At 53.1% G+C, this 24535-nt stretch carries 23 protein-coding genes; 13 read left to right on the top strand and 10 right to left on the bottom strand.

The genetic code is table 11. The features are described from left to right. Positions 1-118 precede the first annotated feature (118 nt). The 6 genes from HS100_15185 (at position 119) to HS100_15160 (ending at position 4302) form a co-directional block, all read left to right on the top strand. A complete protein-coding gene (locus HS100_15185) occupies positions 119-583 on the top strand; it encodes a hypothetical protein (protein MBE7435257.1) in 465 nt (154 codons plus the stop codon). 236 nt (positions 584-819) lie between these two features. Then, positions 820-1248 carry a hypothetical protein gene (locus HS100_15180; GenBank protein ID MBE7435256.1) on the top strand — a complete coding sequence of 143 codons (429 nt, stop codon included), beginning with the start codon at positions 820-822 and terminating at the stop codon, positions 1246-1248. Positions 1249-1278: 30 nt separating this feature from the next. Continuing rightward, on the top strand, positions 1279-1566 hold the full coding sequence (locus tag HS100_15175; GenBank protein MBE7435255.1) for a VOC family protein: 288 nt from the start codon (positions 1279-1281) through the stop codon (positions 1564-1566). A gap of 77 nt (positions 1567-1643) precedes the next feature. Next, entirely contained in the window at positions 1644-3431 is a 1788-nt protein-coding gene (gene glmS, locus HS100_15170) for a glutamine--fructose-6-phosphate transaminase (isomerizing) (protein ID MBE7435254.1), read from the top strand. Between the two features lie 20 nt (positions 3432-3451). After that, complete coding sequence (locus tag HS100_15165; protein MBE7435253.1) at positions 3452-3781, top strand: DHCW motif cupin fold protein; 330 nt, start codon at positions 3452-3454, stop codon at positions 3779-3781. Positions 3782-3828: 47 nt separating this feature from the next. Beyond that, the gene (locus HS100_15160) at positions 3829-4302 is read left to right on the top strand and encodes a hypothetical protein (protein MBE7435252.1); all 474 of its coding nucleotides are present in this window, start codon (positions 3829-3831) and stop codon (positions 4300-4302) included. 43 nt (positions 4303-4345) lie between these two features. Here the strand turns inward: HS100_15160 and HS100_15155 are convergent, their stop codons facing one another. Both HS100_15155 and HS100_15150 read right to left on the bottom strand, forming a co-directional pair. Beyond that, positions 4346-4858 (bottom strand): hemerythrin domain-containing protein, encoded by a 513-nt coding sequence (locus HS100_15155; GenBank protein ID MBE7435251.1) that lies wholly within the window; start codon positions 4856-4858, stop codon positions 4346-4348. 77 nt (positions 4859-4935) lie between these two features. After that, positions 4936-5691 carry a Crp/Fnr family transcriptional regulator gene (locus HS100_15150; GenBank protein MBE7435250.1) on the bottom strand — a complete coding sequence of 252 codons (756 nt, stop codon included), beginning with the start codon at positions 5689-5691 and terminating at the stop codon, positions 4936-4938. Positions 5692-5873: 182 nt separating this feature from the next. On the opposite strand from HS100_15150, the gene HS100_15145 reads away from it, so the two are divergent. Continuing rightward, positions 5874-6686, top strand: coding sequence for a hypothetical protein (locus tag HS100_15145; protein ID MBE7435249.1), 813 nt, complete (start codon positions 5874-5876; stop codon positions 6684-6686). A gap of 97 nt (positions 6687-6783) precedes the next feature. Continuing rightward, positions 6784-7575, top strand: coding sequence for a LysM peptidoglycan-binding domain-containing protein (locus tag HS100_15140; GenBank protein ID MBE7435248.1), 792 nt, complete (start codon positions 6784-6786; stop codon positions 7573-7575). Positions 7576-7665: 90 nt separating this feature from the next. On the opposite strand, the gene ffh is transcribed toward HS100_15140, so the two are convergent. Next, a complete protein-coding gene (gene ffh, locus HS100_15135; protein ID MBE7435247.1) occupies positions 7666-8988 on the bottom strand; it encodes a signal recognition particle protein in 1323 nt (440 codons plus the stop codon). Positions 8989-9143: 155 nt separating this feature from the next. Here ffh and HS100_15130 point away from each other — a divergent pair, with 155 nt between their 5' ends. After that, positions 9144-10526: an MFS transporter gene (locus tag HS100_15130; protein MBE7435246.1), complete on the top strand. Its 1383-nt coding sequence runs from the start codon at positions 9144-9146 to the stop codon at positions 10524-10526. Positions 10527-10598: 72 nt separating this feature from the next. After that, complete coding sequence (locus HS100_15125) at positions 10599-11672, top strand: hypothetical protein (protein MBE7435245.1); 1074 nt, start codon at positions 10599-10601, stop codon at positions 11670-11672. 94 nt (positions 11673-11766) lie between these two features. Here the strand turns inward: HS100_15125 and HS100_15120 are convergent, their stop codons facing one another. From HS100_15120 to uvrB, 3 genes are all read right to left on the bottom strand, one after another. Then, entirely contained in the window at positions 11767-11991 is a 225-nt protein-coding gene (locus tag HS100_15120) for a hypothetical protein (GenBank protein MBE7435244.1), read from the bottom strand. A gap of 15 nt (positions 11992-12006) precedes the next feature. Continuing rightward, positions 12007-12354 (bottom strand): hypothetical protein, encoded by a 348-nt coding sequence (locus HS100_15115; GenBank protein ID MBE7435243.1) that lies wholly within the window; start codon positions 12352-12354, stop codon positions 12007-12009. Between the two features lie 106 nt (positions 12355-12460). Then, positions 12461-14500: an excinuclease ABC subunit UvrB gene (uvrB, locus tag HS100_15110; GenBank protein MBE7435242.1), complete on the bottom strand. Its 2040-nt coding sequence runs from the start codon at positions 14498-14500 to the stop codon at positions 12461-12463. Between the two features lie 92 nt (positions 14501-14592). On the opposite strand from uvrB, the gene HS100_15105 reads away from it, so the two are divergent. Next, entirely contained in the window at positions 14593-16179 is a 1587-nt protein-coding gene (locus tag HS100_15105; GenBank protein MBE7435241.1) for a hypothetical protein, read from the top strand. Continuing rightward, positions 16176-18245, top strand: coding sequence for a hypothetical protein (locus HS100_15100; GenBank protein ID MBE7435240.1), 2070 nt, complete (start codon positions 16176-16178; stop codon positions 18243-18245). Before HS100_15105 ends, HS100_15100 begins: the two co-directional genes overlap by 4 nt. Before the next feature lie 99 nt (positions 18246-18344). Here the strand turns inward: HS100_15100 and HS100_15095 are convergent, their stop codons facing one another. From HS100_15095 to HS100_15080, 4 genes are all read right to left on the bottom strand, one after another. Continuing rightward, a complete protein-coding gene (locus HS100_15095; protein MBE7435239.1) occupies positions 18345-19241 on the bottom strand; it encodes a hypothetical protein in 897 nt (298 codons plus the stop codon). Between the two features lie 47 nt (positions 19242-19288). Further along, positions 19289-22693, bottom strand: a complete 3405-nt coding sequence (gene mfd / locus HS100_15090) for a transcription-repair coupling factor (GenBank protein MBE7435238.1) — start codon at positions 22691-22693, stop codon at positions 19289-19291. A gap of 60 nt (positions 22694-22753) precedes the next feature. Further along, a complete protein-coding gene (locus HS100_15085; protein MBE7435237.1) occupies positions 22754-23335 on the bottom strand; it encodes an aminoacyl-tRNA hydrolase in 582 nt (193 codons plus the stop codon). Positions 23336-23403: 68 nt separating this feature from the next. After that, positions 23404-24006: a hypothetical protein gene (locus HS100_15080; protein ID MBE7435236.1), complete on the bottom strand. Its 603-nt coding sequence runs from the start codon at positions 24004-24006 to the stop codon at positions 23404-23406. A gap of 152 nt (positions 24007-24158) precedes the next feature. Between HS100_15080 and HS100_15075 the strand changes: the two genes are divergently transcribed. Next, complete coding sequence (locus tag HS100_15075) at positions 24159-24533, top strand: roadblock/LC7 domain-containing protein (GenBank protein MBE7435235.1); 375 nt, start codon at positions 24159-24161, stop codon at positions 24531-24533. The last annotated feature ends 2 nt before the right edge of the window (positions 24534-24535 follow it).

Genomic DNA, 24535 nt, shown 5'->3' with positions numbered 1-24535 from the left:
ATCCAAAGGTCATACAATCATCATCAGAAGCGGGCACAAAATGATCTCCCGGGCAAATCGTGTAATGATTGTAGCGGTCATCTGGCTTGTGATCGTGTTCATCTGTTAATTTTTCAGCGTGGCACGGCCTGAAATCGGGACAAAATGGGAGCAATTACCGCCCCTTCCCGGGCGGGCAACATCCATCGAATTGACCTCCTTCGGGTATGTGCGCGCATTCACGGAAAACGGAAACTCTTTCATGGCGTATTTGTATGCATGGCAGGATGAGCCATGGGCGCCGTATGACGCGGCAATCGAGGGGCTTTACGGCGAACCTTGTGAAGTAAACATTACCAGTCGATTTCATCCTCCTTCGCCTCCCGGAGAACCGACCTCACGTTCAAATGCGGACTGCTTTGCGTCAGCGGAGAATCAATTTTATGTGGAGGCTGTCCTGCTGGAAAATAACGAGGTGTGGCTGTGGAGATATTTGTACGGCGGAGCCGGCGACGCATTTGCCTACTCGATTGTTCTGGCGGCGGGTGGGCTGGGAGTGTTGCTGTTGTTGATCGGTGGGGCGATGAAACTTTATGATGCATAGATCCTTACCGGCTGTTGAGATACTTACCTCATGCCGATACAAAATTAATGGACTTATCGATTGTGCGGAAGTTAGGGCTACATTCAAATAGAGATACAGAGCCAGATCCCATCCTGATGGCGGCGGAGGAAGTCCTGGCGTCACGCCTGGGAACGTACAAATTCCTGATGGGATTTGAAATAAACCGAAAGAGTCTGATAGAGCCTTTCTGCAAAATTAACCGTGGAGGCCTTATCATGTCCATCATCACACGGATTTCCACAGCGTTTTTCACAGCGTTGCCGGGCTCGCTTTTTTTCCTTTTGGTGATATCGAGCAAAATGCATAAGGAATATTATTGGCCTTCGATATTGACTGGCGTATCGGTCCTATTTGGCAGCGCTCTGCTTTTGGGATTCATCCAATCACCGCGAGTTCGGCCGAAGTGGATCTGGATCATCGCGGCGGGATTTGCAGCAATGACACTTGCATTGCTTGCTATTTCTGTGATTAATGCCACGCCGCTTTGCGTGGGACAGGACAACGGCGATGGGAACAATGACTTCGGCAGGTGCATGGGATATGTTATGTTGTACGCCATTTTTTACGGCATCCCATACATGATTCTTGTAACGGTAAGCGCAGTGGCTGGACATTGGGTGACTAAAGTTTTCAGGAATCTGTGACAGGATAATTAGATTCAGGCGGGAGTCATCGTGCTGGAGCTCTACACACGCGAGAAACTGGCGGGGGGCGCCATGACCTCCCCGACTGGCGGCGGATTTTCAGGCGGCACCCTGGCATACAATGCCCGCAGTGAAGCCAAGGTGGATGAGACCATCCGCGACTTGAAAACGATAGACGTGAAGATCGTCAAGGAACCGCGAATAGTTTTCCGGGGCGGGTACAGTTCCCATTTTGCCGATCCCGATGACTACCGGTGGGAAGTGGCGTACAATCCACACTTCCCGTTCGATGAAAACGGGAATTTGAAGTTGGATTGAAGGAAACCCTGTGGTCGCGATATGTGACGCTTCGCGCCACATTCGACCACCGAGTAGAAACTTAACAGGAGAATTGTATGTGCGGAATTTTCGGATACGTAACAACAAATGAAGTGGAACTTGGTCCCATTTTGATCGAAGCGGCAAAACGGCTCACCTACCGCGGCTACGACTCGGTCGGGGCGGCGACCTTGAACAACGGCAGGATCGATCTACGCAAGGATGTAGGCAAGGTCGATTCGGTCGCGGCGAAATACAAGATCGCCGACATGCGCGGACAGCGCGGTATCACCCAGCTGCGCTGGGCAACGTTCGGTGAACCTTCTCAAATCAATGCGCAGCCGCACATCGACTCGGATGGCGACATGGTCGGTGCGCACAACGGCAACGTGGTCAACAACGTGGAATTGCGCGAGCAATTCATTGCCGAGGGCATGACCGTCCGTTCGCAGAACGATGGCGAGACTTGCGTGCATACAGTGGAACGATATATCAATCGCGGTTATGAATTCATCGACGCCATTCGCCTTGCCTATGGTGATCTCGAAGGCGACTATGCCTTTGTCATCGGGCGCGCAAATGACGACAAACTCTATGCCTTTAAAAAAGGTTCCGGTATGGTGGTGGGACTCGGCGAGGGCTTTACGTGTGTTTCATCGGACCTGCCTTCGATATTGCCGCTGACGCGCGAAGTGATCCGCCCGCAGGATGGGGAGATCGTCACATTATGGGCAGACAAGGTCGAGGTGCGGTCGGTCAAGGATGGAAAGAAAATTGACCGAATGCCAGAAACAGTTACGGAGTCGATGGATGCGGTGCAAAAGGGCGGGTATCCGCATTTCATGTTGAAGGAGATCCACGAGCAGGCACAAGTCGCCCGTGAGTTATCGCATGTGTTGAACGGCAATCGCGAAGTGGCTGCGCTGGTCGAGAAGATGAAGAATGCACGCCATCTATATTTCATCGGATGCGGCACGAGTTATCACGCCGCATCCGTCGGAGCCGTGTATTTCGCTCAGTTGGCAGGTAAGCCGGCCATCCCTGTGTTGGCGCCGCAATTCATCGCGCAATATGCACCCGCCGTGAATCACGACGACGTGGGTATTTTCGTCAGTCAATCGGGCGAGACCAAAGATGTGCTTAACGCATTGGACGCGGCGGAGGCGCGCGGCATGGCATGTTTCGGATTGGCAAACGTGGTCGGCTCGACCTTGACGAAGAGCGCCTCGCTCTGTCTACCCTTGTGCTGCGGATATGAAATCAGCGTCCCTGCCACGAAGACTTTTACCAACCAGGTCGTGACTTTTTTGTATCTCGCGTATAAGCTGGCAGGCAAAGATGTTCAAGAGTTGGGCAGTATCCCCGACCTGATGGACAAGACTCTCGATATGGTCGCACCACAGATCAAAGTTATCGCCAGGGACATCAACGAGTGGAACGATATGTACTGCCTCGGCTATGGCGCAACCTATCCCATCGCGCTCGAAGGTGCCTTGAAATTGAAAGAGATCACTTACGCCCATTGCGAAGGGATGCTCTCGACCGAGTTCAAACACGGACCGCTCTCTGCGGTGAGCAAGGGTTTTCCCATCATCTTCGTGGCAGGACCGAAAGATGTGCCGCTGATCATTAGCGGACTCAACGAAGTGAAAGTCCGCGGCGCACGGACCATCGTCATCGCCGAAGAGGACGCCCGCCTGCGCGCGAACGCGGACAATGTGATTGTACTTCCCAAATCTGACCCGCAGATTTCCGCCTTGCTGGGCGTGCTGCCGCTGCAGTTGCTGTCGTATCACATGAGCGTGATGCGCGGATTCGACCCGGATTTTCCGAGGAATTTGTCGAAAACGTTGACGGTTGATTAGGATTGCTGGAGTTCAATAATATGGAAATGAAAAATATTCCTTTCGGCACAACCAACTGGTCAGATATCGTCCCGACCGAACACCAGGGGGAAACAGGTGTCGCATATTGGCGCACCCGGCACTTCGATATCATCCGTGTCCGCCTCGTTGAGTACAGCCCCGGCTACCTTGCCAATCATTGGTGTACAAAAGGTCATATTTTGTTCTGCCTGGAGGGCGAACTCCACACCGAACTTGCAGATGGAAGAAAGTTCGTATTGACACCGGGGGTCAGCTATCAGGTGGCTGACAACGCGGAACCACACCGCTCTTATACGAATACAGGAGCAAAATTGTTCATTGTCGATTGAAGAAGCAAAATCTCCTCTTCCACGTTTTTATATCAAGGAGAATTCACATGCACAAAACCAGAAAAGCCTTCCTCGTCCTTTTCCTGTTCCTGACAGCCTGTACCCCGCCCGCCCCAAACGTAGAGGGTGAAAATTGGGTCGCATTTTCTGCAGAGGTTGCCCAGGCTGACCAAATGCTTGACTGGCTTTTCACCGATGATGTCGAATACTGGTCGCCTACTGAAGCGGATATCCAGTCAGTAGAGGACGGCTTGCCTGACTATCTACGGGAGAACCAATCCTCTTTTTATATAACCGGTTCGCCAGTGTGGGAGCGATTGAATGAGTACAACCGCCAATACGTGGGGTTGGTGCTTGAAGGCAAAAAGGTCATCTACGCCAATTACTTCTGCAATGCAACCGGCCTGGACTGGAAAAAAGAATTCGTCATGGTGCTGGATGGCGGGGCGTGTTATTTTCAATTCAAGTTCAACACGGATTCCGATGAATACTTCGGATTGCAGGTAAATGGGGAAGCATGAAGGAAAGTAACAAGAGACGGCTCCGGCCGCCGTCTCTTGTAATCTATGAGTGTGCGTGAATGTGTTTTGCTTCGTGAGCCGCGGCTTCCATGCGCTCGAACATTTCCTGCGCTGTCTCGGGGGTCAGGCGCTGGTCGAGAAGGGGAAGGTAGACCTCCTCTTCCTTGGCGAAATGGACTTTGACGAGTCCGTACACACCAAAGAGCACGCGCCGCAGGGCTGTTACTTGAGCCGGTGTCAACGGCTTATCCGTCAATCCATCTTTCAAGGCTGCAAGTTCTTTGATATAGCGGCCGACTTCAACGTGATCGCGGCTCATCGTTTTGGTGGCGTCGGGGCTGCCAAGCACTTTTTGCACTATGGGATAAAGCGCCGCGTCTTCCGCTTCCGCATGCGGCTTCAGGTGATTGGCTAGGAAGTCATAAACTTCCTCCACGCCGCGGCGAATCTCGACAACGGGAGCATCGCCGATCAATTCCGCAATCTGGCGGATGTGGTCCACATGCGGGAACAATTCTTTGTGCTCGTCGCGCAGGGGTTGGGTCAGGGTATTCATGGTTTATCTCCTTTTACATTTTGAACGATTTACACCCTGAATGTACTCCTCCCCATCAAAAACATCCATGATGCAGGTCAATTAACTGCACCCTTTTTTGTCAACTCTTCCAACCGATTCATGTCCTTGATCGTCACCCACTTGCGCCCGGACTTGACCAGCCCATCCTCAACAAAACGACTCATTATTCGACTCACCGTCTCAGTCGTGGACCCGGTCATGGCTGCCAAGTCCTGACGCGAAAACGGCAACTGGATCAGCACTCCCTGACTGCGCGCTTCACCCAGTTTCCCTGCCAGGCGCAGCAGCGCCGAGGCGATGCGTTGTTCGGCGGTGTAAGCACTCAACTGCCGGACGATCTCCTGCGATTCCGCAAGGCGTTTGCTGACCGCTTCGAGAACCTTGCGCATCACATCAGGGTGCTTTGCAAGAATCCTTTCAAAATCCACCGACGAAATTTGAAGGATACAACAATCGGTCTGGGCAATGGCGGTCTCAGTGTGGGCACGCCTACCGAACACCGTTAGAGTCCCAAAGTATTCGCCCCCGGGTAAGATATCCAGCAGCACTTCCCGTCCCGAGCTGGTGCTGCGAACCAGTTTCACTTTTCCCCTTGCCACAAGATATAAATGATCCGCCTGATCCCCTTCGAGATAAATCCGCTCACCCAAAGAAAAATCGTGGTCATGAAACAGGTCGTTGATTTTGATTATCGCCTCCGCAAGCAGATGGTGGAAGAACGGCAAACGACCGATGATCTTCAATCTGTACTCTGTCGAGCAAATCGCTGGATCCACCCATTCCAGGCGCACAGGTGATTTTAGACGCACCATCATTTCTCCTTAGCAGAAAAAGGAAACCTCCCTATACACGTTAATCGTATCATAATTAAAATCATCGTACCTGAAGCATAAAGCGATATACACGCAAGAGGGGTTTTATATCCACGCGCACCCAGGCTCCGTCATCCGGGTTTAATAAACATAATTCTAAAACTTTTTCAATGGAGGTATTCATGTCTGCTGCTTCCCCCTTCCCCCGTTTATTTGTACGTTTTGTGGCGCTGCCTCTGCTCTTTATCGCAGGGGTTCAACTCTTCATCCTGTCTGAACAGACCGACGTCTACTTTGCGTGGACGATCTCTCTTCCCCTCACCGCCGCGTTTTTGGGTGCGGGCTATTGGGCGGCGATGGTGGTCGCGTATCGCAACTGGTGGGAGACGCCCACCGTCTCGGCGCGCACGACAGGCCTTACTTCGTTGGCGGCGACCGGAATTTTGGGAATCGCCACCTTTTTACATCTCGATAAATTCCATTTGAACGACCCGCCATTTCTCACCCGCTTCGTCACCTGGGTATGGATCATCGTCTATGCCGTTACGCCGTTTCTATTTTTATGGATATGGTTCGCCTTTGGGCGCAGCAAGGATGAGACGGTCGGTGCAAAACCGTTCCCGGCCTGGGTGCGCTATGGGAACCTGTTCCAGGCGGCTGTGACGATTCCAGCAGCGTTTATTTTATTCCTTGCGCCCGTCAGCATCATTCCCGCCTGGCCCTGGGAGTTATCCCCGCTCACCTCGCGAGCCGTCAGCGCCTGGTTCATGGCATATGGTCTCGCCTGTGTGTCCATCACCAAGGAAAACAATACTTCCAACACACAGGGTGCGCGCATGAGTCTCTTCGCGTTTTGTATTCTGCAAGTGATCGCATTGGGGCGATACTTCCCCAGCTTCGATCTATCGAAACCTCTGGCGTGGGTGTATCTGCTGGTCCTGGTCGTCGGTGTGGCTGTTAATGCGCCGAGCCTATCCTCCCATGGGCAAAAATAAGAAAAAAACTGCTTGTTGACAAGTGTTCCATACCGAGTATTCTTTAAATGCATCAGAATCACAAGGAGAGGATGATTTTTCACGAAAAGAGGACGCCATGATATCGAAAAGATTGCTTCAAGGGGCTTTGATACTCGCGGTGCTGGTCTCGTCGTTTACTTCGGCTGGCAGCGCCCGCGCCTGGGGCAACTGCGCCAGCTACATCACCGTTCAATGGGGAGATACCTTAAGCGGGATCGCGGCGTTTTGCGGAACATCGGTGGACGCCATACGCGCCGCAAACCCGGGCTTAGGCTGGTGGGTGTACGCAGGTCAGATTCTCTACATCCCAAGCGGGTACAACTACTATCCGCCTTACCTGCCTCCTGTCTCCGGCGGGAACTACACCGTCCGCTGGGGAGACACGCTTGCAAAGATCGCTGCGGCGAACGGGATAACGCTCAAGGCGCTTCTTGCCGCCAACCCGCAGATTCGCAATCCAAACTTGATCTACGCCGGGCAGGTCATCGCCGTCCCGACAGGATACAACCCTCCGGTCTACGTCCCGCCGTATACACCGCCTCCTGTTGTCACGCCTCCCGCCTATCCTCCGCCTGCAAATTTTGACGGAGTACTGACCGTCACAGCCAGGAAGGGTGTCAATATCCGCAACCAGCCCAGTTACGCGGGCAAGATCGTTTTGGCGGATGATCACACGAAAGGCAGAACGTTTTATTATAGGACGAACTCTGTCACATATGATGCCACCTATCGCCGCACCTGGGTGGAAGTGGTCGTCTCACAAACGTCCACTGGATATACCACTGGCTGGCTGCCCGTCAGTGGTCCGCAGGATTATCTTAACCATACCGGAGTGATCGAAGATTGGGTCACGCCGCATATTCAATAGAAATACAATCGTTGCCGCAGGCAGGTAATGAAAAAGAGACGGTTCGCTGTGGACCGTCTCTTTTTCAATCATGACGAATGGGTCAGGAAGTTATCCGAATAACCTGCCCAATCCCTTGCCGCCCGTTTTTTGCAGGGTCTTCATCAATTTCTGCGCTTCGCGAAATTGCTTGATGAGCCGGTTGACATCCTGCACATCCATGCCGGAACCCGCGGCGATGCGGCGGCGGCGCGAGGCGTTCAAAAGGTCGGGATCGCGGCGTTCCTTCAAGGTCATCGAATTGATAATGGCTTCAGACAGCTTGAACTGGTCTTCCACAAGCGACGGGTCGATACCGCGGGCAGCCTGCCCCATCTGCCCGGGCAGCATTTCCATGATCTGCGAAAGCGGACCCATCTTTTTCATTTGTTTCATTTGCTCGAGCCAGTCCTCCAAAGAGAACTCGCCCTTCATCATTTTCCGGGCTTGCTTTTCAGCGGTCTCGGCATCGTAGGCAGATTCGGCTTTTTCGATCAAGCCGATGATGTCTCCCATTCCAAGTATACGGGAGGAAAGGCGAGAGGGGTCGTACGATTCGAGCGCGTCGAGTTTTTCGCCCGTGCCGATGAATTTGATCGGAATGCCGGTCACAGAACGGATCGAAATCGCCGCGCCGCCTCGCGAATCGCCATCCATTTTTGTGAGGACGAGTCCCGTGAGCCCGACAGCCTCCTTGAACCCCTGAGCGATATTCAGCGCTTCCTGCCCGATCATGGAATCGACCACAAGCAACGTATCCACCGGTTTGACATTCGCTTCGATGGCTTTGATCTCATCCATCAATTGCGCGTCCAATTGGGACCGTCCGGCTGTATCCACCAAAACGAGGGTATAGCCCCCTTTCTCGGCTTTATCCAACGCTCGCTTCGCGAGTTCCTGCGGTGAGACGGAAGTATCTGTTTCCACCTCCACGCCCACGCGTTCGCCAAGCTGTTGCAATTGCTTGACGGCGGCTGGCCGGTAAGGGTCGCCTGCCACCATGAGAATCCGTTCGCCTTTGGATTTAAGCAGCCGTGCCAGTTTTCCGGTGACCGTTGTTTTCCCTGAGCCTTGCAAACCAACCATCACGATCACACGCGGTTTGGGTCCGGTGAGATTCAATGGCGCTGGTTCGCCGAGGGTCGCGATCAATTCTTCATTGACGATCTTGATGACCTGCTGACCTGGATTGAGCGCCTTCGATACCTCCGCGCCCACAGCCCGTTCGCGTACCTTCGCAATGAAGGTTTTAACAACGCTGAAATGCACGTCTGCTTCGAGCAGGGCAAGGCGTACTTCGCGCATGGCGGCATCCACGTCGGCTTCAGAGAGTTTTCCGCGCCTGCGAAGCTGGTCGAAGATCTGGTTAAGTCGTCCGGTGAGAGTTTCAAACATGAGGCAGAAAAAGGCATTTTAGCGCGTAGCAGGCCGAGGGTCAAGCGCGAGGCAGGTTTTTTCAATCCAATTCAACCATTTCGTTTCTTTACATCGCGGGAGAAACTCCTTATACTGGCGCGTATTCTTGTATTTACCATAATTCCGGAGGAGCCATGTCAACAGCAGCGAACGTGGTTGTGAACGATAAAAAAGAGATCTTTGGATGGGCGATGTACGACTGGGCGAACTCCGCCTTCAGCACCACGGTGGGGACAGTGTTTTTGGGTCCGTATGTGGCAGGGCTGGCACGCTCGGCAGCGGAAGCAGCAGGAACGACGACCGTTTCATTTTTCGGCATCCCGGTCGCGCCGGATTCATTCCTTCCCTATTGCATTTCATTTTCGGTCGGAATGCAGGTTCTTTTCCTGCCCATCCTCGGAGCCATCGCGGATTATTCGCATTTGCGCAAGACGATGATGCGCCTTTTCGCAACCATTGGAGCGCTCGCCACCATCCTGATGTTTCTCATCACCGGCAGTTTGTGGTGGCTTGGCGGCGTATTGTTCATCATCGCCAATCTCGCCTTCGGCGCTGCGATCGTTTTCTACAACGCATACCTTCCAGACATCGCCAGCGAGGAGGAAAGAGACCGCGTCTCATCCTACGGTTGGGCGATGGGTTACCTTGGCGGCGGAATCCTGCTTGCACTTAACCTCGCCTTTTTTATCTTTAGCGAAGACATTGGCGTACCAGGCGATCTTGCCGTACGGATCAACCTCGCCTCGGCTGGTTTGTGGTGGTTCGGATTTGCCTTCTTCACCTGGATGAGACTGCGCCCGCGTCACGCCGCGCGGACATTGCCCGTCGGTGAGACGTACGCCAGCATAGGGTTCAAACAGTTGAGAAAGACCTTCACTGAAGTAAAGCACTTCCCTGAGACCTTGAAATTCCTTCTGGCTTATTTCCTTTATAACGACGGCATTCAGACCGTGATCGCAGTGGCGGCAACCTTTGCGGCGGCTCCCGTCATTCAAGGCGGTTTGGAGCAGGATCAAACCACACTTACCGCTGTGATCTTGATGATCCAGTTCATGGCCTTCTTCGGTGCGTTGTTCTGGGGCAGGCTTGCGACTTGGATCGGCGCAAAACAATCCGTCATTGTCAGCCTGGTGATTTGGGCGGGTGTGGTTGTTTATGCCTACGGCGGCTTGAAAGGCGAAAGCGTCACGACCGAATTCTTCATCCTGGGCGTGTTCATTGCCCTGGTGATGGGCGGATCCCAGGCGATCAGCCGGAGTTTGTTCGCCCAGATGATTCCCAAAGGCAAAGAAGCGGAATTCTTCGCCTTCTATGAAGTCAGCGAGCGCGGCACTTCATGGATCGGACCCTTGGTCTTCGGTCTTGCCAACCAGATATTCAACAACCTGCGGGTCGGCATCCTGTCCTTGATCTTCTTCTTCATCGCCGGTTTGATCCTCCTGCCCTTCGTGAATGTTTCGAAAGCCATCGCAGACGCGAAGAAGTACGGCGAAAACACAAATCCCTCCGTCCAATAAACGGATCCCCCAGCCAAAACAGCGCGGAGGCCATCACCGCGCTGTTTTGTTACTTGAAATATGCGAGGAACAATGACCTCAAAGCAATTGACCATCATGGATATACACGGATCAGACCCGCTGGCAAGGCTGTTCATTCAAAAATGGAATGTGTCGCCAATCGGCACGGCTCTGTTCTTCATTGTTGCGGGAATTGTGTATGCGGGTATCCTGCCGCGTTTTTGGGGTTTTCCGCTCGAAATCGACGGTGTCAATTTGTTGAACATCGTCCTCGTTTTCCCGGTGGCGGGTTATTTTTACGTGCGCCAGCCTGCCAGCATCCTGCGCACGTATGAGAGCATCGCGCGCTACCTGCGCGAAGAGGACGATTATCACTTCTTTCACCTGGACAAGATCAAGGCGAATCACGCCCGGCCGATTTGGTGGCTCATCGGCTCAGGGTTCGGGTTGCTGGGCGCGTGGTTCGGAATCTCGTTCAGCATTCAACACTATCAGGAGTATTGGTATAGCGCGAACGGTCTTGAAATTTTCCTCGTCCAAACAATCCGCTTCCTCGCTTATTACTGCATTGGTGTTGCAGCCAGCCGCCATATCGCCACGTCCATCGAGTTGAATAATCTGTTCGAGCACGCCGACCTTCCCCTGACGGTCGACGCGGACCGCCTGGAGGTCTTCCGAACTGTGAAGAATTTTGCGTTGGAATTCGTCGGAGCCGCCGCGATCATCGCGTTGAATCTAGGTTTACAGCCGCTTTTGATCGATCCGCCCATGCCGGAGTATGCGATCTATGTCGCCTTATATTTCATTGTCGCGCCTGTAAGTTTCTTTCTACCGCTTTGGGAGGCGCATTTAAGGATGTCGCGCATCAAGAACGTCATGCTCGACCGCCTTAACTATGATTTTCAGGAGGAATCGCAAAGGCTCTATCGAAAGCTCGGTAAAAACACCCGTGCCGGGGTCTACACAAAAGAGGCGGAAACGTTGAACCGCCTCGAGCTATCCATCCAAACGGTATCACGGGCGACCGACTGGCCGTTTCAAGGGACGACCTTTTACCGGTTGTTCGTAACTGTGGTTTCACCCTTCTTTCTGGTGATATATGAGATCTTCGTCAACATCGCCAGTAATCTTTTCGTTCCGAACTAACGAACGGGGATTCACGCAAACGGCAAAAATCCTTTAAACAAACGAACGGTTCCCGCACTTATACTGGAACCGTTCGCTCTTGGCCATTTACCATTCACTGAAGATATTGATCGAACAGACTTCTAAATTCATCCTCGGATACAAAGCCAACCAGTTTCTTCAGCAGGTTTCCATTTGCGTCGAGAAGATAGAACTCCGGTTGGTAAACGAACCCCAGAGCGCGCTGAAAGGATTCAGTGGCGGGGTCGTCGGCATCGAGATAGCTGAATTTCACCCTGCCGTAATATTCCGCTTCAAGTCCATGAACCATGGACGCCATGCTGCGGCAAGTCCCTCAGGTAAAGCGGAAGAACTCGACCAATTGTAACTGGCCTGACGCGAGACTGACCGTGGCCGGGTCGGTGGCTTCGAGCCCATCTCCGCGCGATGTGGCGACAGGCAAAACCGCGGGCGCTTCCGTCAGTTCTTCGGTGGATATCGGCGAGGCTTCTGTAAGAGCGGGCGAATCCGTAACCGGAGTTTCGGCGGGCGGCACAGCCTCGGTCGGCGAATCGGATTGGGTTGAAACTGCCGGGGCGCAGGAAACTGCAAGAAGGATCGCGAACAGGCTCAGGGCGAAGGGCGAGAGGCGATTCATTCCTCGAACAGGAAGGCGCGGCTTGTAGGGAAATCGACGATTCATAATATGGTCTCCATCATGTTGATAGTATGATGCCAGACATTTTTGCTATCTTACAAGGTTCTAAAGAATTGTTAATTTATCCCGCATGAACGGATTGTCCCTTTATTTACTCCTCCTCGCCGGAAAGTAGTTTAATTCTTTCCCAGGGTTTGAGGCTTTCATCCTCCGCCAACAGGCTCTTCAACTCATATAACTCATCGCGCAAAGCCGCCGCACGCTCGAACTCGAGATTCTTCGCGGCTTCCTTCATTTGCTTTTCCATTTCGTGGACGATCTGGCGCAGTTCGTTGCGCGGCATGGATTCCCTGCCCTTCACCTTGTATTCACCCTTCGCCTCACCCACCGCCCTCGAAGAGACATCTTCGGTCAGGTCGTGGATCGCCTTGGAGATGCTGAACGGAACAATGCCTTTTTCTTCATTGTATTTAATTTGCTTGGCGCGACGGCGGTTTGTTTCATCGATGGCGCGTTTCATCGAATCGGTCATCTTGTCGGCATACATGATGACGCGCCCGTTCACATTGCGAGCCGCGCGACCGATGGTCTGGATCAACGCTGTATCCGAACGCAGGAAACCTTCCTTATCCGCATCGAGGATCGCCACAAGTGAAACTTCGGGAAGGTCCAATCCTTCGCGCAAGAGATTGATGCCAACCAGCACATCGAAGTTGCCAAGGCGCAGATCGCGCAGGATGCCGACCCGTTCCAAAGTCTCGACCTCGCTGTGCAGGTATTGAACCTTGACGCCCAACTCGGACATGTACTTCGTCAGATCCTCCGCCATGCGCTTGGTCAGGGTGGTGACGAGGACACGCTCGCCTCTTTCCACCCGTCCCTTGATCTCTCCGACCAAATCATCCACCTGCCCCTTGACCGGTCGCACCAGGACTTCCGGGTCCACCAAACCTGTTGGGCGGATGATCTGCTCGACGACCTGCTGGGCATTTTTTGTTTCATATTCTCCCGGCGTTGCGGACGTGTAGATGGTCGCGCCCATCACTTCTTCGAACTCATCGAACTTGAGCGGACGATTATCGAGCGCGGACGGCAAACGGAAGCCATATTCGACGAGCGTCTCTTTGCGCGCGCGGTCCCCGTTGTACATGCCGCGGATTTGCGGAACGGTCATGTGACTCTCGTCGATGACCAGCAAATAATCGCTCGGCAGGAAATCGATCATCGTCCAAGGATGCGAGCCGGGGGCGCGTCCATCCAGATGACGGGAATAGTTTTCAATGCCGGAGCAATATCCCACCTCTTTCAGCATTTCGAGATCGTACCGGGCGCGCTGTTCCAATCTTTGCGCTTCCAGGAATTTCCCCTCGCTTTTGAACAAAGCCAGCCGGTCTTCGAGCTCCTTCTCGATGTTCCGGATGGATTCCTTCATCCGGTCCGAGTCTGTCAAGTACTGCTTGGCGGGATAGATCGAGATTTCCTGTGGCTCCTCGAAGATTTCCCCCGTCAACGGGCTGAATTGCATGATGCGCTCGACCTCATCTCCAAAGAAGGTGATCTTGTAACCGCGTTTATCCTCATATGCCGGGACGATCTCCAATGTGTCTCCCCGCACGCGGAAGGTGCCGGGACGAAGCTCCATGTCGTTGCGTTGATACTGACTCTCGATCAATTGACGCAGGAGCGCATTCCTTCGATAGATTTCGCCGACCTTGAGAGTCACCGTCCCCTTGCCGAATTCTTCCGGCGAGCCTAAACCGTAAATACAAGAAACCGAAGCGACGATGATAACGTCCCGCCGCGAAATTAGCGCCGTTGTTGCGGCAAGGCGCAGGCGCTCGATCTCTTCGTTGATCTCGGTTTCTTTTTCGATGTACAGGTCGTGCCTCGGGACGTACGCCTCCGGTTGGTAGTAATCGTAGTAGGAAACGAAATACGAAACGGCGTTCTGCGGGAAGAAATCGCGGAACTCTGCATACAACTGCGCCGCCAGGGTCTTGTTGTGCGCCATGATGAGCGCGGGCTTCTGCAATTCCTGGATGACGGACGCAATGGTGAAGGTTTTGCCCGTACCGGTCGCGCCAAGCAGGACCTGGTGCTTGAGTCCACGCTTCACGCCGTCCACAAGACCGCGGATGGCTTCGGGCTGGTCGCCCATGGGTTGAAAGGGTGCTTGAAGTTTGAATTCCATAGGATATTTGAAAAAGGGAACGGATGTTCTGTATTCTACTCCAAAGGCTGTGGAAACGCCAGAAAATTCGCGGTTGGGATAAAATATTCGTCATGCTCAAAGAGAATTCCATTTCCCTTCGAAACATCAACGCTCTGCTGATCCTGATCTTTGCAGTTTATATTGTCATATTGCTTCGTTCCGCCTATGTGAATGAAGACGCCTACATCACCATGCGGACGGTGGACAATTTCGTCAACGGATACGGTTTGCGCTGGAACGTGGCGGAGCGGGTGCAGACATTCACGCACCCGCTCTGGCTGATCCTTGTTACAGGAATCTATTTTTTCACCCGCGAAGCGTTCTACACGCTGATCTTTCTGAGTTTCGCCATTTCACTGGCGACGTTTTACTTCACCGCCGCCCAGTTCAAAAGACAGACCCTCGGAAGCCTTGTCGTCCTGACGATCCTGATATTTTCGAAGGCTTTCATTGACTTTTCTTCTTCAGGGCTGGAAAATCCACTCACTCACTTATTGCTCGCACTCTTTTTATTTCTGTTCCTCCAGGGGGCGGATGAAAATTTTATGCAGGGCAGGTCGGTTTTCCTCCTCAGCCTGATCGCCGGACTTGCGACCCTCAACCGAATGGATACCGTGCTTTTCTTCGTGCCCGCTTTGTTGTGGGTGTTCATCCAAAACAGGAAAGCCGGAACGGTCAGGAATATCCTGCTCGGCTTTTTACCCTTCATCATTTGGGAAATTTTCGCAGTCATTTATTACGGTTTTCCCTTCCCGAATACCGCCTATGCCAAACTTTATACCGGGTTGGGCAGGGGCGAACTGATCGAAACCGGTTTTATCTACCTGCTGAATTCGATCACCTGGGATCCCATCACGCTATTGACGGTTTTTGCCGGGACAGGGCTGGCGTTCTACAAAGGCGCCTCGAAGGACAAAATGGTCGCATTCGGCGTTGTTCTATACATTCTTTATCTGATCTGGATCGGCGGCGATTACATGAGCGGGCGATTCTTCTCCGGCGCATTGCTGGTCGGCGTGATCCTTCTCGGAAGGCAAATGACGGACCTGGATCCGACAGAATCCCTGGTCGCTTTCATGCTGATCGTCGCCATGGGTTTCGCCTCACCCACCCCTACCCTTACCAGCGTGGACGACTCGACCTTTTCCACCGGGCGGACCGACCCGCATGGCATCTACGACCTCCGGAGTTACTACTTCCAGACCTCCGGTTTGATCTTCGCGCGCAATAATTATCCAAAGCCAAATCACGAGTGGGTGGCGCGCGGCTTGATGTTCAGGGGATCAAAAAAGAATTATCTCATCGAACCGACGATCGGCTATACCGGTTATTTCGCCGGACCGCAATTGTTCATCGTCGATCCGCTTGCATTGAGCGACCCGCTTCTCGCGCGTCTGCGCCCGGTTCCAAACGAGCACTGGATTCCAGGTCATTTCGTACGCGATGTCCCGAACGGTTACCTCGAAACCATTCGAAGCGGCCAGAATATGTTCGAATACCAGGACCTGGGAGAGTATTACATGCATTTATGGTTGATCATAGAAGGACCACTCTTTTCAACCGCAAGATGGGAAGCCATTTGGAAAATGAACACGGGTCAGTACGATTATCTTCTTGAATCCTATGATAACCGCCCGGCAGCGCCTGCCGCACCATGAACACCTTTCTGAATAAAATCAAGAACCGCGAATTTACCGAGGTCAGTGCGCCTCTGGCGTTCTTCATTCTTTGCGTGATCAGTTTCGGGCTGCTGATCCCCCGCCTCGGCTTTTACATGGACGACTGGCCCTATGTGTTCTACGCCAACCTCAAAGGCATCGACAGCCTGAGCGAAATGCTGGTTTACGACAGCCGCCCGAACGCCGCCTGGTTGTACATGCTCGCCTTCCGTTTACTGGGATTCAACCCGGTCGCCTGGCATATCTTTTCCCTGCTCATGCGCTTCGGAACCGTCGTAGCATTCTGGCTGTTCCTGCGAAGGATGTGGCCCGGAAATAAAAGGGAAGTAATCGCCACGTCGTTTCTTTTCGCCGTATTCCCGTTCTTCATGCTCCAGCCCTTTGCCGTGGGATCCACCCATCATTGGTTCGGGTTTCTCGTATTTAACATCTCCCTCTTGTTGATGATCATGGGGTTTCAGGATGGCACCCGTCGAAAATGGTTGTATGTAGGCGGCGGGCTTATCCTTGAAGCGGCGCATCTTTTTACCAGTGAATATTTTTCGGGGTTGGAACTGATCCGCATCGTCATCCTTTGGATTCTGGTTTCGCGAGCTGATAATAAAACGAACAAAAAAATATTCCGCGTTTTCCTGAACTGGCTTCCCTATCTGCTCGTCCTTGCAGCATTCTTTTACTGGCGCATCGTCCTGTATCAAAATCCCGAAAGCGTGACCCGCAACGAACCGGTCATCTTCCTCCAGTTGTTCAAGGAACCGGTGAACGCGCTTGTCTTTCTTCTTAATGCCTTCATATCAGATTCAATTTCCGTAATGACTCTTGGCTGGGGCAAAGCCTTCGACGCAAACCTGCTAAACATCTCATCCCCGTTCGTCCAATTCAAAATCATCATCTGCCTGTCGACCTTTGCATTGGTATTCTATTATCTCCGCAATCTTTTTCCGAATCAGGATGAAACGAAAAACCCAGAATGGCGGAAAGACTCGATGATTCTTTCCATATTCGCGTTGATGACCGGCGGGCTGCCCATCTGGTTCATCGGACGTTCCATCGTCGAAAGCAAGAACCTGCTTTCCGCTTCCCGCTTCGGAATCCCGGCGATGTTTGGCGCAGCGCTTCTAACCTTCCTGCTCGCCGATACGTTCATCTCCGAAAAAAACAAGCGGAACATTTTTCTTGCTTTTTTGCTGGCATTGTCGGTCAATTTTCATCTGGACAATACAAAGGAATTCCAATATTCGTGGGAAAAACAGGAACGGTTCGCCCAGCAAATTATCTGGCGCGCGCCTTTCATCCAGCCCGGTACGGCCATCCTCACCGACCAGGAGGTGATGGGAATGATGGGAGAGTATGCGGTTTCGTTCTCGATCAACACGACCTACCAAGCTTCCGGTTTTGGAAACTCGCCGCCCTATTGGTATTTTCCCTTCTATTACACCAATCCGAACATAGACGACTTGTTGCAAGGCGCTCCACTAGAATACACTAAGTTAACAATGCAATTCAATGGGAGCAGCAGCCAAATGCTCCTGGTGGATTTCAACCCCGAACTTAAGCGCTGCATGTGGATTCTACAACCACAGGATGCAAATCTGCGCCTCGTCAGCGACGATGTAAAAAGGCTTGCCGCCAACTCGGATATTTCCCTGATCGGGCAAGGTTCCGGAGATGCCCCCAATCCTCCCGAAGAAATTTACGGAAAAGCCGACACCGAATCATGGTGCTATTACTTCCAGAAAGCCGACCTTGCCCGTCAATATCAGAATTGGGATGAGATCGTCCGTTTGTGGAACGATGCCGAAGCAAACGGCGAACGTCCGGATAACGGCTTCGAATACATTCCTTTTCTCGAAGGTTTCGGTCATACCGGGGATTGGGATCGAGTGAAAGAAATGACTAAATTCGCAAACCGTGTCACCGCCGGGCTGGAACCCAGCCTTTGCGGCGCGTTGGACAGGTTATCTGAAACAGCGCCCGGTTCACCTCAGAAAGACATGGCGATTATGGATCTGAAAGAAGATTTGGATTGCAGTTCGTATCAATGACGAAATCAGGTGACGGTCACTTTCGAAGTGACCGTCACCTTTAACGCCAAACTATCGGGGAGGAAAATCTTTCAGAAAACCGAATCCGGGTTCGGCACGTCAGGGAGCCGGAGACGGGGGGAATGTTCCAGACGGGGCGTAGAAATCCCCGGGGTTGATTCCCTGAGTCACTTCGCCGCTTTTAACTTCAACTGGAATCAGGCTGTGATCTGTGCAGCTGGCGGATAGTCCGCATGGGACCGCCGCCGAGTATCCGCCCGGATACGAGGAATCGTTATTGGGATATGCGACCACAAAATAAGAGCCGGGCGCAAGGTCATCGATCTGATAGGTGGATGAATTCTCGTTGGTGATTATGTAACGATAATTCGCGCTGTTAATGTCGAACGCCACCACTGTCATCGAAGGGATAAAACTTGAAGGGTAGCTCAACTGTCCCGCAATGCCTCCTGTGCCTGCCGACTCTCCACCAACGCCCAAATTGGGAATGCTCGGGTCGTTCGGCATGGAGGGCCATTGCGTCGGATCGTTATACCAATCGCCGGGGTTGATGTTGGGAGTTACGATCCCAGCCTGCACATCGACTTCGATCAGAGAAAGATCGGTGCAACTTTGCTGTAATCCACATACATAAAATTGATCGTATGCCCCGACCAATTTCCCGTCCGGCAGGACGTAGGCGAACACTGTATATTTTCCAGGCGGCAAACCGTCGATCTGGTAGGTGGTTTGGTCTTGAACGGTCTGTACCCAATAATACTGCCCGGTTGATGTGTTAAACGCAACAACAAGCAGAGGTGGAATACCTTCCGAAGGGAATGACAGTTGGCCTGAGATACTGCCGGTCGCTGCTGAAGGCGTGGCTTGGGGAGCCTGAGCGGTCAGCGCCTGAAACGTAGCTTGCACGACCGCATCGACATCCTGCGCGGGCTGCCCCCCGCTGCACGCGCCAATTAACGCAGACAATATAACTAAGATTACATACAGCCTCTTCATCTCTCTCTCCTTTTCACAATATGTCGTTTAAAACACGATGATTGGGTTTATGTTCCGTTGCCAAGAACCGCCAGCACATCGAGTAATTTCGCAGTCCAGACTTCTTCCTTCGAAATGGAAATCCAATAGGAGGCTTTGCCGCCTCTCACACCGTTCGGAAGGTCCGGCAGACGCCTCGCATCAGACCCGTCACCTGGCGCGGAGTATTTGAGCAGGATCTGCCCTGATTCCCATCCCACCGATGTCAGTCCGATTTTTTCAGCACGCAACTTCACGCGCATCTGGTAAAGAAGGTTTTGAGTCATCTCCGGGAGTTGACCAAATCGATCGCGGAATTCCGAGCCGAGGGCGTCGAGTTCGGTCTCGTCACGGAGATCGGCGAGGCGGCGGTAGAGCCGCAGGCGCAAATCCTGATCCGGAATATAGTGCACAGGAATTCCGACAGCAAGCGGAAGATCGACATTGACAGGTATGGACAATGGAAAGTGGAAAGTGGATAGTGCGCCGTCTAATTTTCCACTTTCCACTTTCAACATATCAGAGGCAATTCTTCTCAATTTCCTGACCGCATCAGCAAGCATTCTGGTGTACAGATGAAACCCGACCGCCTGAATAAATCCATGCTGGCGTGTGCCGAGCAGTTCGCCTGCGCCGCGAATCTCAAGGTCGCGCATGGCGATGGAATATCCCGAACCAAGCTGTGTGTTCTCGGCAATGACTTCAAGTCGCTGCTGTCCTTCCAGCGTGGGCACAAGTTTCTTATGGCGGAAAAAATATGCGTACGCGCGCATCGCTCCGCGCCCCACCCGCCCGCGCAATTGATAAAGTTGAGCCAGACCAAAGGTGTCGGCGCGGTCCACAATCAAGGTATTGGCATTGGGGATGTCCAAACCGGATTCGACGATCGTGGTGGATAACAGGATATCGATCTCCGCATTGCCGAACCGGTGCATGACCTGGGATAATTGATTCTCGGGCATCTGTCCATGACCGATATCGATCCGCGCCTCGGGTACAAGTTTTTCCAGATGCGCCTTCATCGCGTCGATGGTCTGCACGCGGTTGTGGACGTAAAAGATCTGCCCGCCGCGCTCCAGTTCGCGCAGAACGGCCTGCCGCACCAGGCGAGAGGAATACGGCCCTACATGCGTGACGATGGGCAGACGTTCCTCGGGCGGCGTATTCAGGTTCGAAATATCGCGAACGCCGGTCAATGCCATGTATAACGTGCGCGGGATCGGCGTGGCGGTGAGCGTCAGCACGTCCACTTCGGTACGCAGTTTCTTGAGATGCTCCTTGTGGGTCACGCCAAAACGCTGCTCTTCGTCGATGACGACCAAGCCCAGATCCTTGAATACGACATCGGATGAAATGAGGCGATGCGTCCCGATGACGATATCCAATTCGCCGCTGGCAAGTTGATGCAGGATCTCGGTCTGTTCGCGCGGAGTCCGGAAGCGTGAGAGCATTTCCACTTTGACGGGAAAGGCGGCAAGGCGCTGCGAAAAAGTTTCGTAATGCTGCTGAGCCAAAACGGTCGTCGGCACAAGAACGGCCACCTGTTTGCCGCTCATCACAGCTTTGAAGGCGGCGCGTAGTGCGACCTCCGTCTTTCCATAACCTACATCCCCGCACAAGAGTCGGTCCATCGGGCGCAGTCGTTCCATATCGCGTTTAATATCGGCAATGGCGCGTTTTTGATCTTCCGTTTCGACGTAGGGAAAACTATCTTCAAGTTCCTTTTGCCAGGCAGAGTCTGGCGAAAAGGCAAAGCCTTCCACCACCTGACGACGCGCATACAGGTCAAGCAAATCCTCTGCAACTTTCTGTACTGCCTCTTTGACACGCGATTTGGTTTCCGCCCACGCCTGCCCGCCAAGATTATCAAGCGACGGTTTGCCGCCCTCCGCGCCAACGTAACGCGTAAGTCGATCCGCCTGGTGAACGGGAACGTAGAGAATGTCTCCGCGTTCGTATTCGACCGTGAGATATTCCCGTTCGTGCCCGTCCAACTGCCGTTGAATCAACCCGGCAAAACGCCCAATGCCATGATCGACATGGACAACGTAATCTCCCGCCTGTAAATCGGCGTAGAGTGATTCGGGTGTATCCGCGGCCTGACGCTGACGCGCGCGGGGCTGTGGGCGTTCCCAGCCGAAGATCTCGGAGTCGGTGATGAGATGAATACAAGCAATTTCACCTTCCACGGCGGGAGCTAATGTAAAGCCTTCGGAGAGCGAGGCTTCGATAAATTCAAGGTTGACGGGATTCGAATCCGGATTGTGTTCGTTCCATAACTCGTTCAACCGCCGCGCCTGACGTGAAACGATAAAGACCTGCTCCCCGCGTTCGACTATTGGCGACAGATAATCGATGAACGGCTTGAGACGGCCCCCGAACCGCTCGTCGTGTCCAAAATTTGACGAGAAATGGGTTTCATCCACGTCATCGGCGGAACGCCCAAGTTCAAGATGCGGGAATTCCTCCAGCAAGTCAAACAACTCAGACCATGGGTTGTAAGGAACCGGGAAATCCAAAGAAAGTATGCCTTCTCGAATGCTTTCTTCGCGAAACCTGACCGCCTGTTCTTCGACCTCGTTCGCCATGACTTCGATCAAACTGAGATCGTCGATCACTACAAGTGTTTTTTGAGGGAGATAATCCAACAGGGAAGCAGCCTGGCTGTGAAGAAGCGGGATGTGAAATTCGGAGAGTTCCGTTTCAGTATCATTCCCTTCCGCAAGGAATTCGCGCGCCGGGGTGATAAGAATCGACTCAAGACTTCCCAGCGTGCGTTGAGTAGCGGGATCAAAGGAACGGATGGTCTCTATTTCATCGCCAAAGAAATCAAGCCGCACAGGATTCAGATCGGTGGGCGCCCAAACATCAAGGATGCCGCCGCGATGCGAGAACTGGCCCGGTTCGAGGACGGTGTTCACCCGCTGATAACCGATTCGCGCCCACTCGCGCATCAGACCATCGGGTTGGCTGGTCTGGCCTGCTGATAGTTTTTTACAAGCCTTGAGGAAATCCCGTCGGGGCAGGGTGCGCGTCATCAACGAACGGACGGAGGTAATGATGATTGGAGGAGATTCAGGTTTTGAGGCAAATGGCAGGTGAAACGTGGCTAGTACCGTAAGCGTTTGCAGGCGTTCTCTACGGGTTGTCACGCCCCAGGCAGCATCTTCGTAAAAAAGCGGATTCGGCTCGGCGAATAGAAAACGCGGTGATCTGACCCAAAAGCCAAGTTCATCGAACATCGAAAGCGCATGGTCTGCGCGGTCTGTGATTAATAGAATCGGTCGAGCGGTATCCGAATGAAAGGATGCCAGCAAAGGCAGGCGCACGGAACGCGGCAAGCCAAGACCCGGGATGGGTTTACGCGCGCCTAGTCCGCCCAGCAGGTGCTGATATGGGGAGAGTTTGCGGAGATGGTCAAGTAGTTGCTGCATGACGGGTGAAAATTTAGTGGTGAATGGTGAAACAGGAAACCTTTTCCCATTCCCTATTGCCTATTCCCTGATTTCGCCATTATATTTATTCATCGCCGCGTTCAAGCCGTTCATGACAAACTCGAGCGCGGCATCGGCAGCGCGGGAGATAATTTCGGGCAGTATCTTCAATTCATCTTTTGAAAAGTTTTGAAGAACGTAATCCCTGGGGTCCATACGCCCGGGGGGACGGCCAATGCCAAGGCGCAGGCGCGGGAAATCCTTTGTGCCAAGCAATTCAATCGTATTCACCATGCCGCGCTGGCCGCCCGGTCCGCCTGTGGGGCGGATGCGGATCGTGCCGAAGGGAATATCCAGGTCGTCGTGAGCAACAAGCAGATTCGAATGCGGGATCTTATAGAAATGCAGCAAGCCTTGCACAGAATGACCTGAGAGATTCATGTAGGTCTGCGGCTTGGCAAGGATGAGTTTGTGTTCTTCATGAAGCCCGGATGTCACAATGGCTTTCGACTGCACTTTCATCCCGCGCGCGCCTATCCGTTCGGCGATGTGGTCGATGAGCATGAAACCGATATTATGGCGGGTGTCCTTGTATTCGCGTCCCGGGTTGCCGAGACCAATGAGGAGGTAGGGGTCGGTCATGAGAAAGTTCCAAGTGTCAGATTTCAGATTAAATGTAACGTTATCAGGAATATGCAATTAACGTTGGATCAGTTCTTTCGTAGTCGAAGGAGGAGTGAAAAGAAAGCATAAAGCACGATTACGGCGAGCGCGCCCTTCCAGAAGACGGCAGTGATGGACGTAGGACTCAATGATGCGGAATTGACCGGCAAAGGCGTGATGGTGGAAAGCGCGATAGATGGCGTTGGGGTAAATTCAATTTCAAAATCAGGCTGCTGGTCGAGGGGTTGGAAGGCGAAATCGGCAAGAGTAGGTGGAGGAACCGGAGTGGGAGTTGGCTCGTTATTGAGAATCTTCAAATCATCGACCAACACATCCTGATAGGAACCGTCCTTCAAATACACGCGCAGGCGCAAGGTGTAATCCCCGTCGGTGACTGCGGTGGTGTCCCACTCGGCAATCACGGGATTTGTCGCCGGCTGGGAAAAGGTGCGGATGATGAACCAGCCAGCGGCGGGGTCAGAGGCGGAGGGGGCAAAGGTAAACGCCAGTTCCGCAGATGAAAAATCCGGTGCATCCATCCTACCCTGGATTTCAATCAAACCTCGCAAAGCTTCGCCGGGTTTGGGTGAGGTCAACGCGACGGATGGATCCTGGAAAAAGAGGGCGAGCAGCAACAAGAATGCGTGCATGGCAATCGGTAAGTTTAACATGAAGGCGGGTCATGGTCAAATTTCATCTCTTATAGGCACATCGATCAGTGATTGTAAATGCGAGGCAATTCTCGATTGAAGGTTTTTCTGGTAAACTCTAGCCGTTCAATATATGCACAGGAGAACAATTTATGGCACCATCCCGCGCTGAACAACTCGTGGAACGGCTCCGCACCATGCAAGCCGCTGCGCCCGATATCGAAGCCTCCGCCATCGTTTCGGTGGACGGGTTGATCATGGCGTCTGCCCTGCAGCAGGGCGTGGAGGAAGACCGTGTATCTGCGATGTCTGCCGCCATGTTGAGCCTGGGTGAACGTATCTCCGGCGAGTTGGGGCGCGGCGGGCTGGAGCAGGTTTATATTAAAGGCGATAAAGGCTCGATTGTCTTGACCGCCATCGGCGAGGAAGCCGTGCTTACCGCCATGGCGCGTCACGAAGCAAAACTCGGCATGGTCTTCCTTGAAATGAGACGAGCCGCCGAAGACCTCGTGAAACTGGTCGGATGAAG

This window comes from Anaerolineales bacterium, from assembly GCA_015075725.1.
GTDB lineage: Bacteria > Chloroflexota > Anaerolineae > Anaerolineales > Villigracilaceae > Villigracilis.
Note: the sequence above shows the minus strand (reverse complement) of the source record. Positions and strands in the feature narration are given on the sequence as shown.

Coding starts and splice junctions, on each gene's coding strand:
- uvrB (MBE7435242.1), bottom strand. CDS start 14,500: ATGGAATTCAAACTTCAAGCACCCTTTCAACCCATGGGCGACCAGCCC.
- HS100_15115 (MBE7435243.1), bottom strand. CDS start 12,354: ATGAATCGTCGATTTCCCTACAAGCCGCGCCTTCCTGTTCGAGGAATG.
- HS100_15125 (MBE7435245.1), top strand. CDS start 10,599: ATGACCTCAAAGCAATTGACCATCATGGATATACACGGATCAGACCCG.
- ffh (MBE7435247.1), bottom strand. CDS start 8,988: ATGTTTGAAACTCTCACCGGACGACTTAACCAGATCTTCGACCAGCTT.
- HS100_15165 (MBE7435253.1), top strand. CDS start 3,452: ATGGAAATGAAAAATATTCCTTTCGGCACAACCAACTGGTCAGATATC.
- HS100_15130 (MBE7435246.1), top strand. CDS start 9,144: ATGTCAACAGCAGCGAACGTGGTTGTGAACGATAAAAAAGAGATCTTT.
- HS100_15095 (MBE7435239.1), bottom strand. CDS start 19,241: ATGAAGAGGCTGTATGTAATCTTAGTTATATTGTCTGCGTTAATTGGC.
- HS100_15100 (MBE7435240.1), top strand. CDS start 16,176: ATGAACACCTTTCTGAATAAAATCAAGAACCGCGAATTTACCGAGGTC.
- HS100_15080 (MBE7435236.1), bottom strand. CDS start 24,006: ATGCACGCATTCTTGTTGCTGCTCGCCCTCTTTTTCCAGGATCCATCC.
- HS100_15140 (MBE7435248.1), top strand. CDS start 6,784: ATGATATCGAAAAGATTGCTTCAAGGGGCTTTGATACTCGCGGTGCTG.
- HS100_15150 (MBE7435250.1), bottom strand. CDS start 5,691: ATGGTGCGTCTAAAATCACCTGTGCGCCTGGAATGGGTGGATCCAGCG.
- HS100_15085 (MBE7435237.1), bottom strand. CDS start 23,335: ATGACCGACCCCTACCTCCTCATTGGTCTCGGCAACCCGGGACGCGAA.
- HS100_15155 (MBE7435251.1), bottom strand. CDS start 4,858: ATGAATACCCTGACCCAACCCCTGCGCGACGAGCACAAAGAATTGTTC.
- HS100_15120 (MBE7435244.1), bottom strand. CDS start 11,991: ATGGCGTCCATGGTTCATGGACTTGAAGCGGAATATTACGGCAGGGTG.
- HS100_15145 (MBE7435249.1), top strand. CDS start 5,874: ATGTCTGCTGCTTCCCCCTTCCCCCGTTTATTTGTACGTTTTGTGGCG.
- HS100_15160 (MBE7435252.1), top strand. CDS start 3,829: ATGCACAAAACCAGAAAAGCCTTCCTCGTCCTTTTCCTGTTCCTGACA.
- glmS (MBE7435254.1), top strand. CDS start 1,644: ATGTGCGGAATTTTCGGATACGTAACAACAAATGAAGTGGAACTTGGT.
- HS100_15180 (MBE7435256.1), top strand. CDS start 820: ATGTCCATCATCACACGGATTTCCACAGCGTTTTTCACAGCGTTGCCG.
- mfd (MBE7435238.1), bottom strand. CDS start 22,693: ATGCAGCAACTACTTGACCATCTCCGCAAACTCTCCCCATATCAGCAC.
- HS100_15105 (MBE7435241.1), top strand. CDS start 14,593: ATGCTCAAAGAGAATTCCATTTCCCTTCGAAACATCAACGCTCTGCTG.
- HS100_15075 (MBE7435235.1), top strand. CDS start 24,159: ATGGCACCATCCCGCGCTGAACAACTCGTGGAACGGCTCCGCACCATG.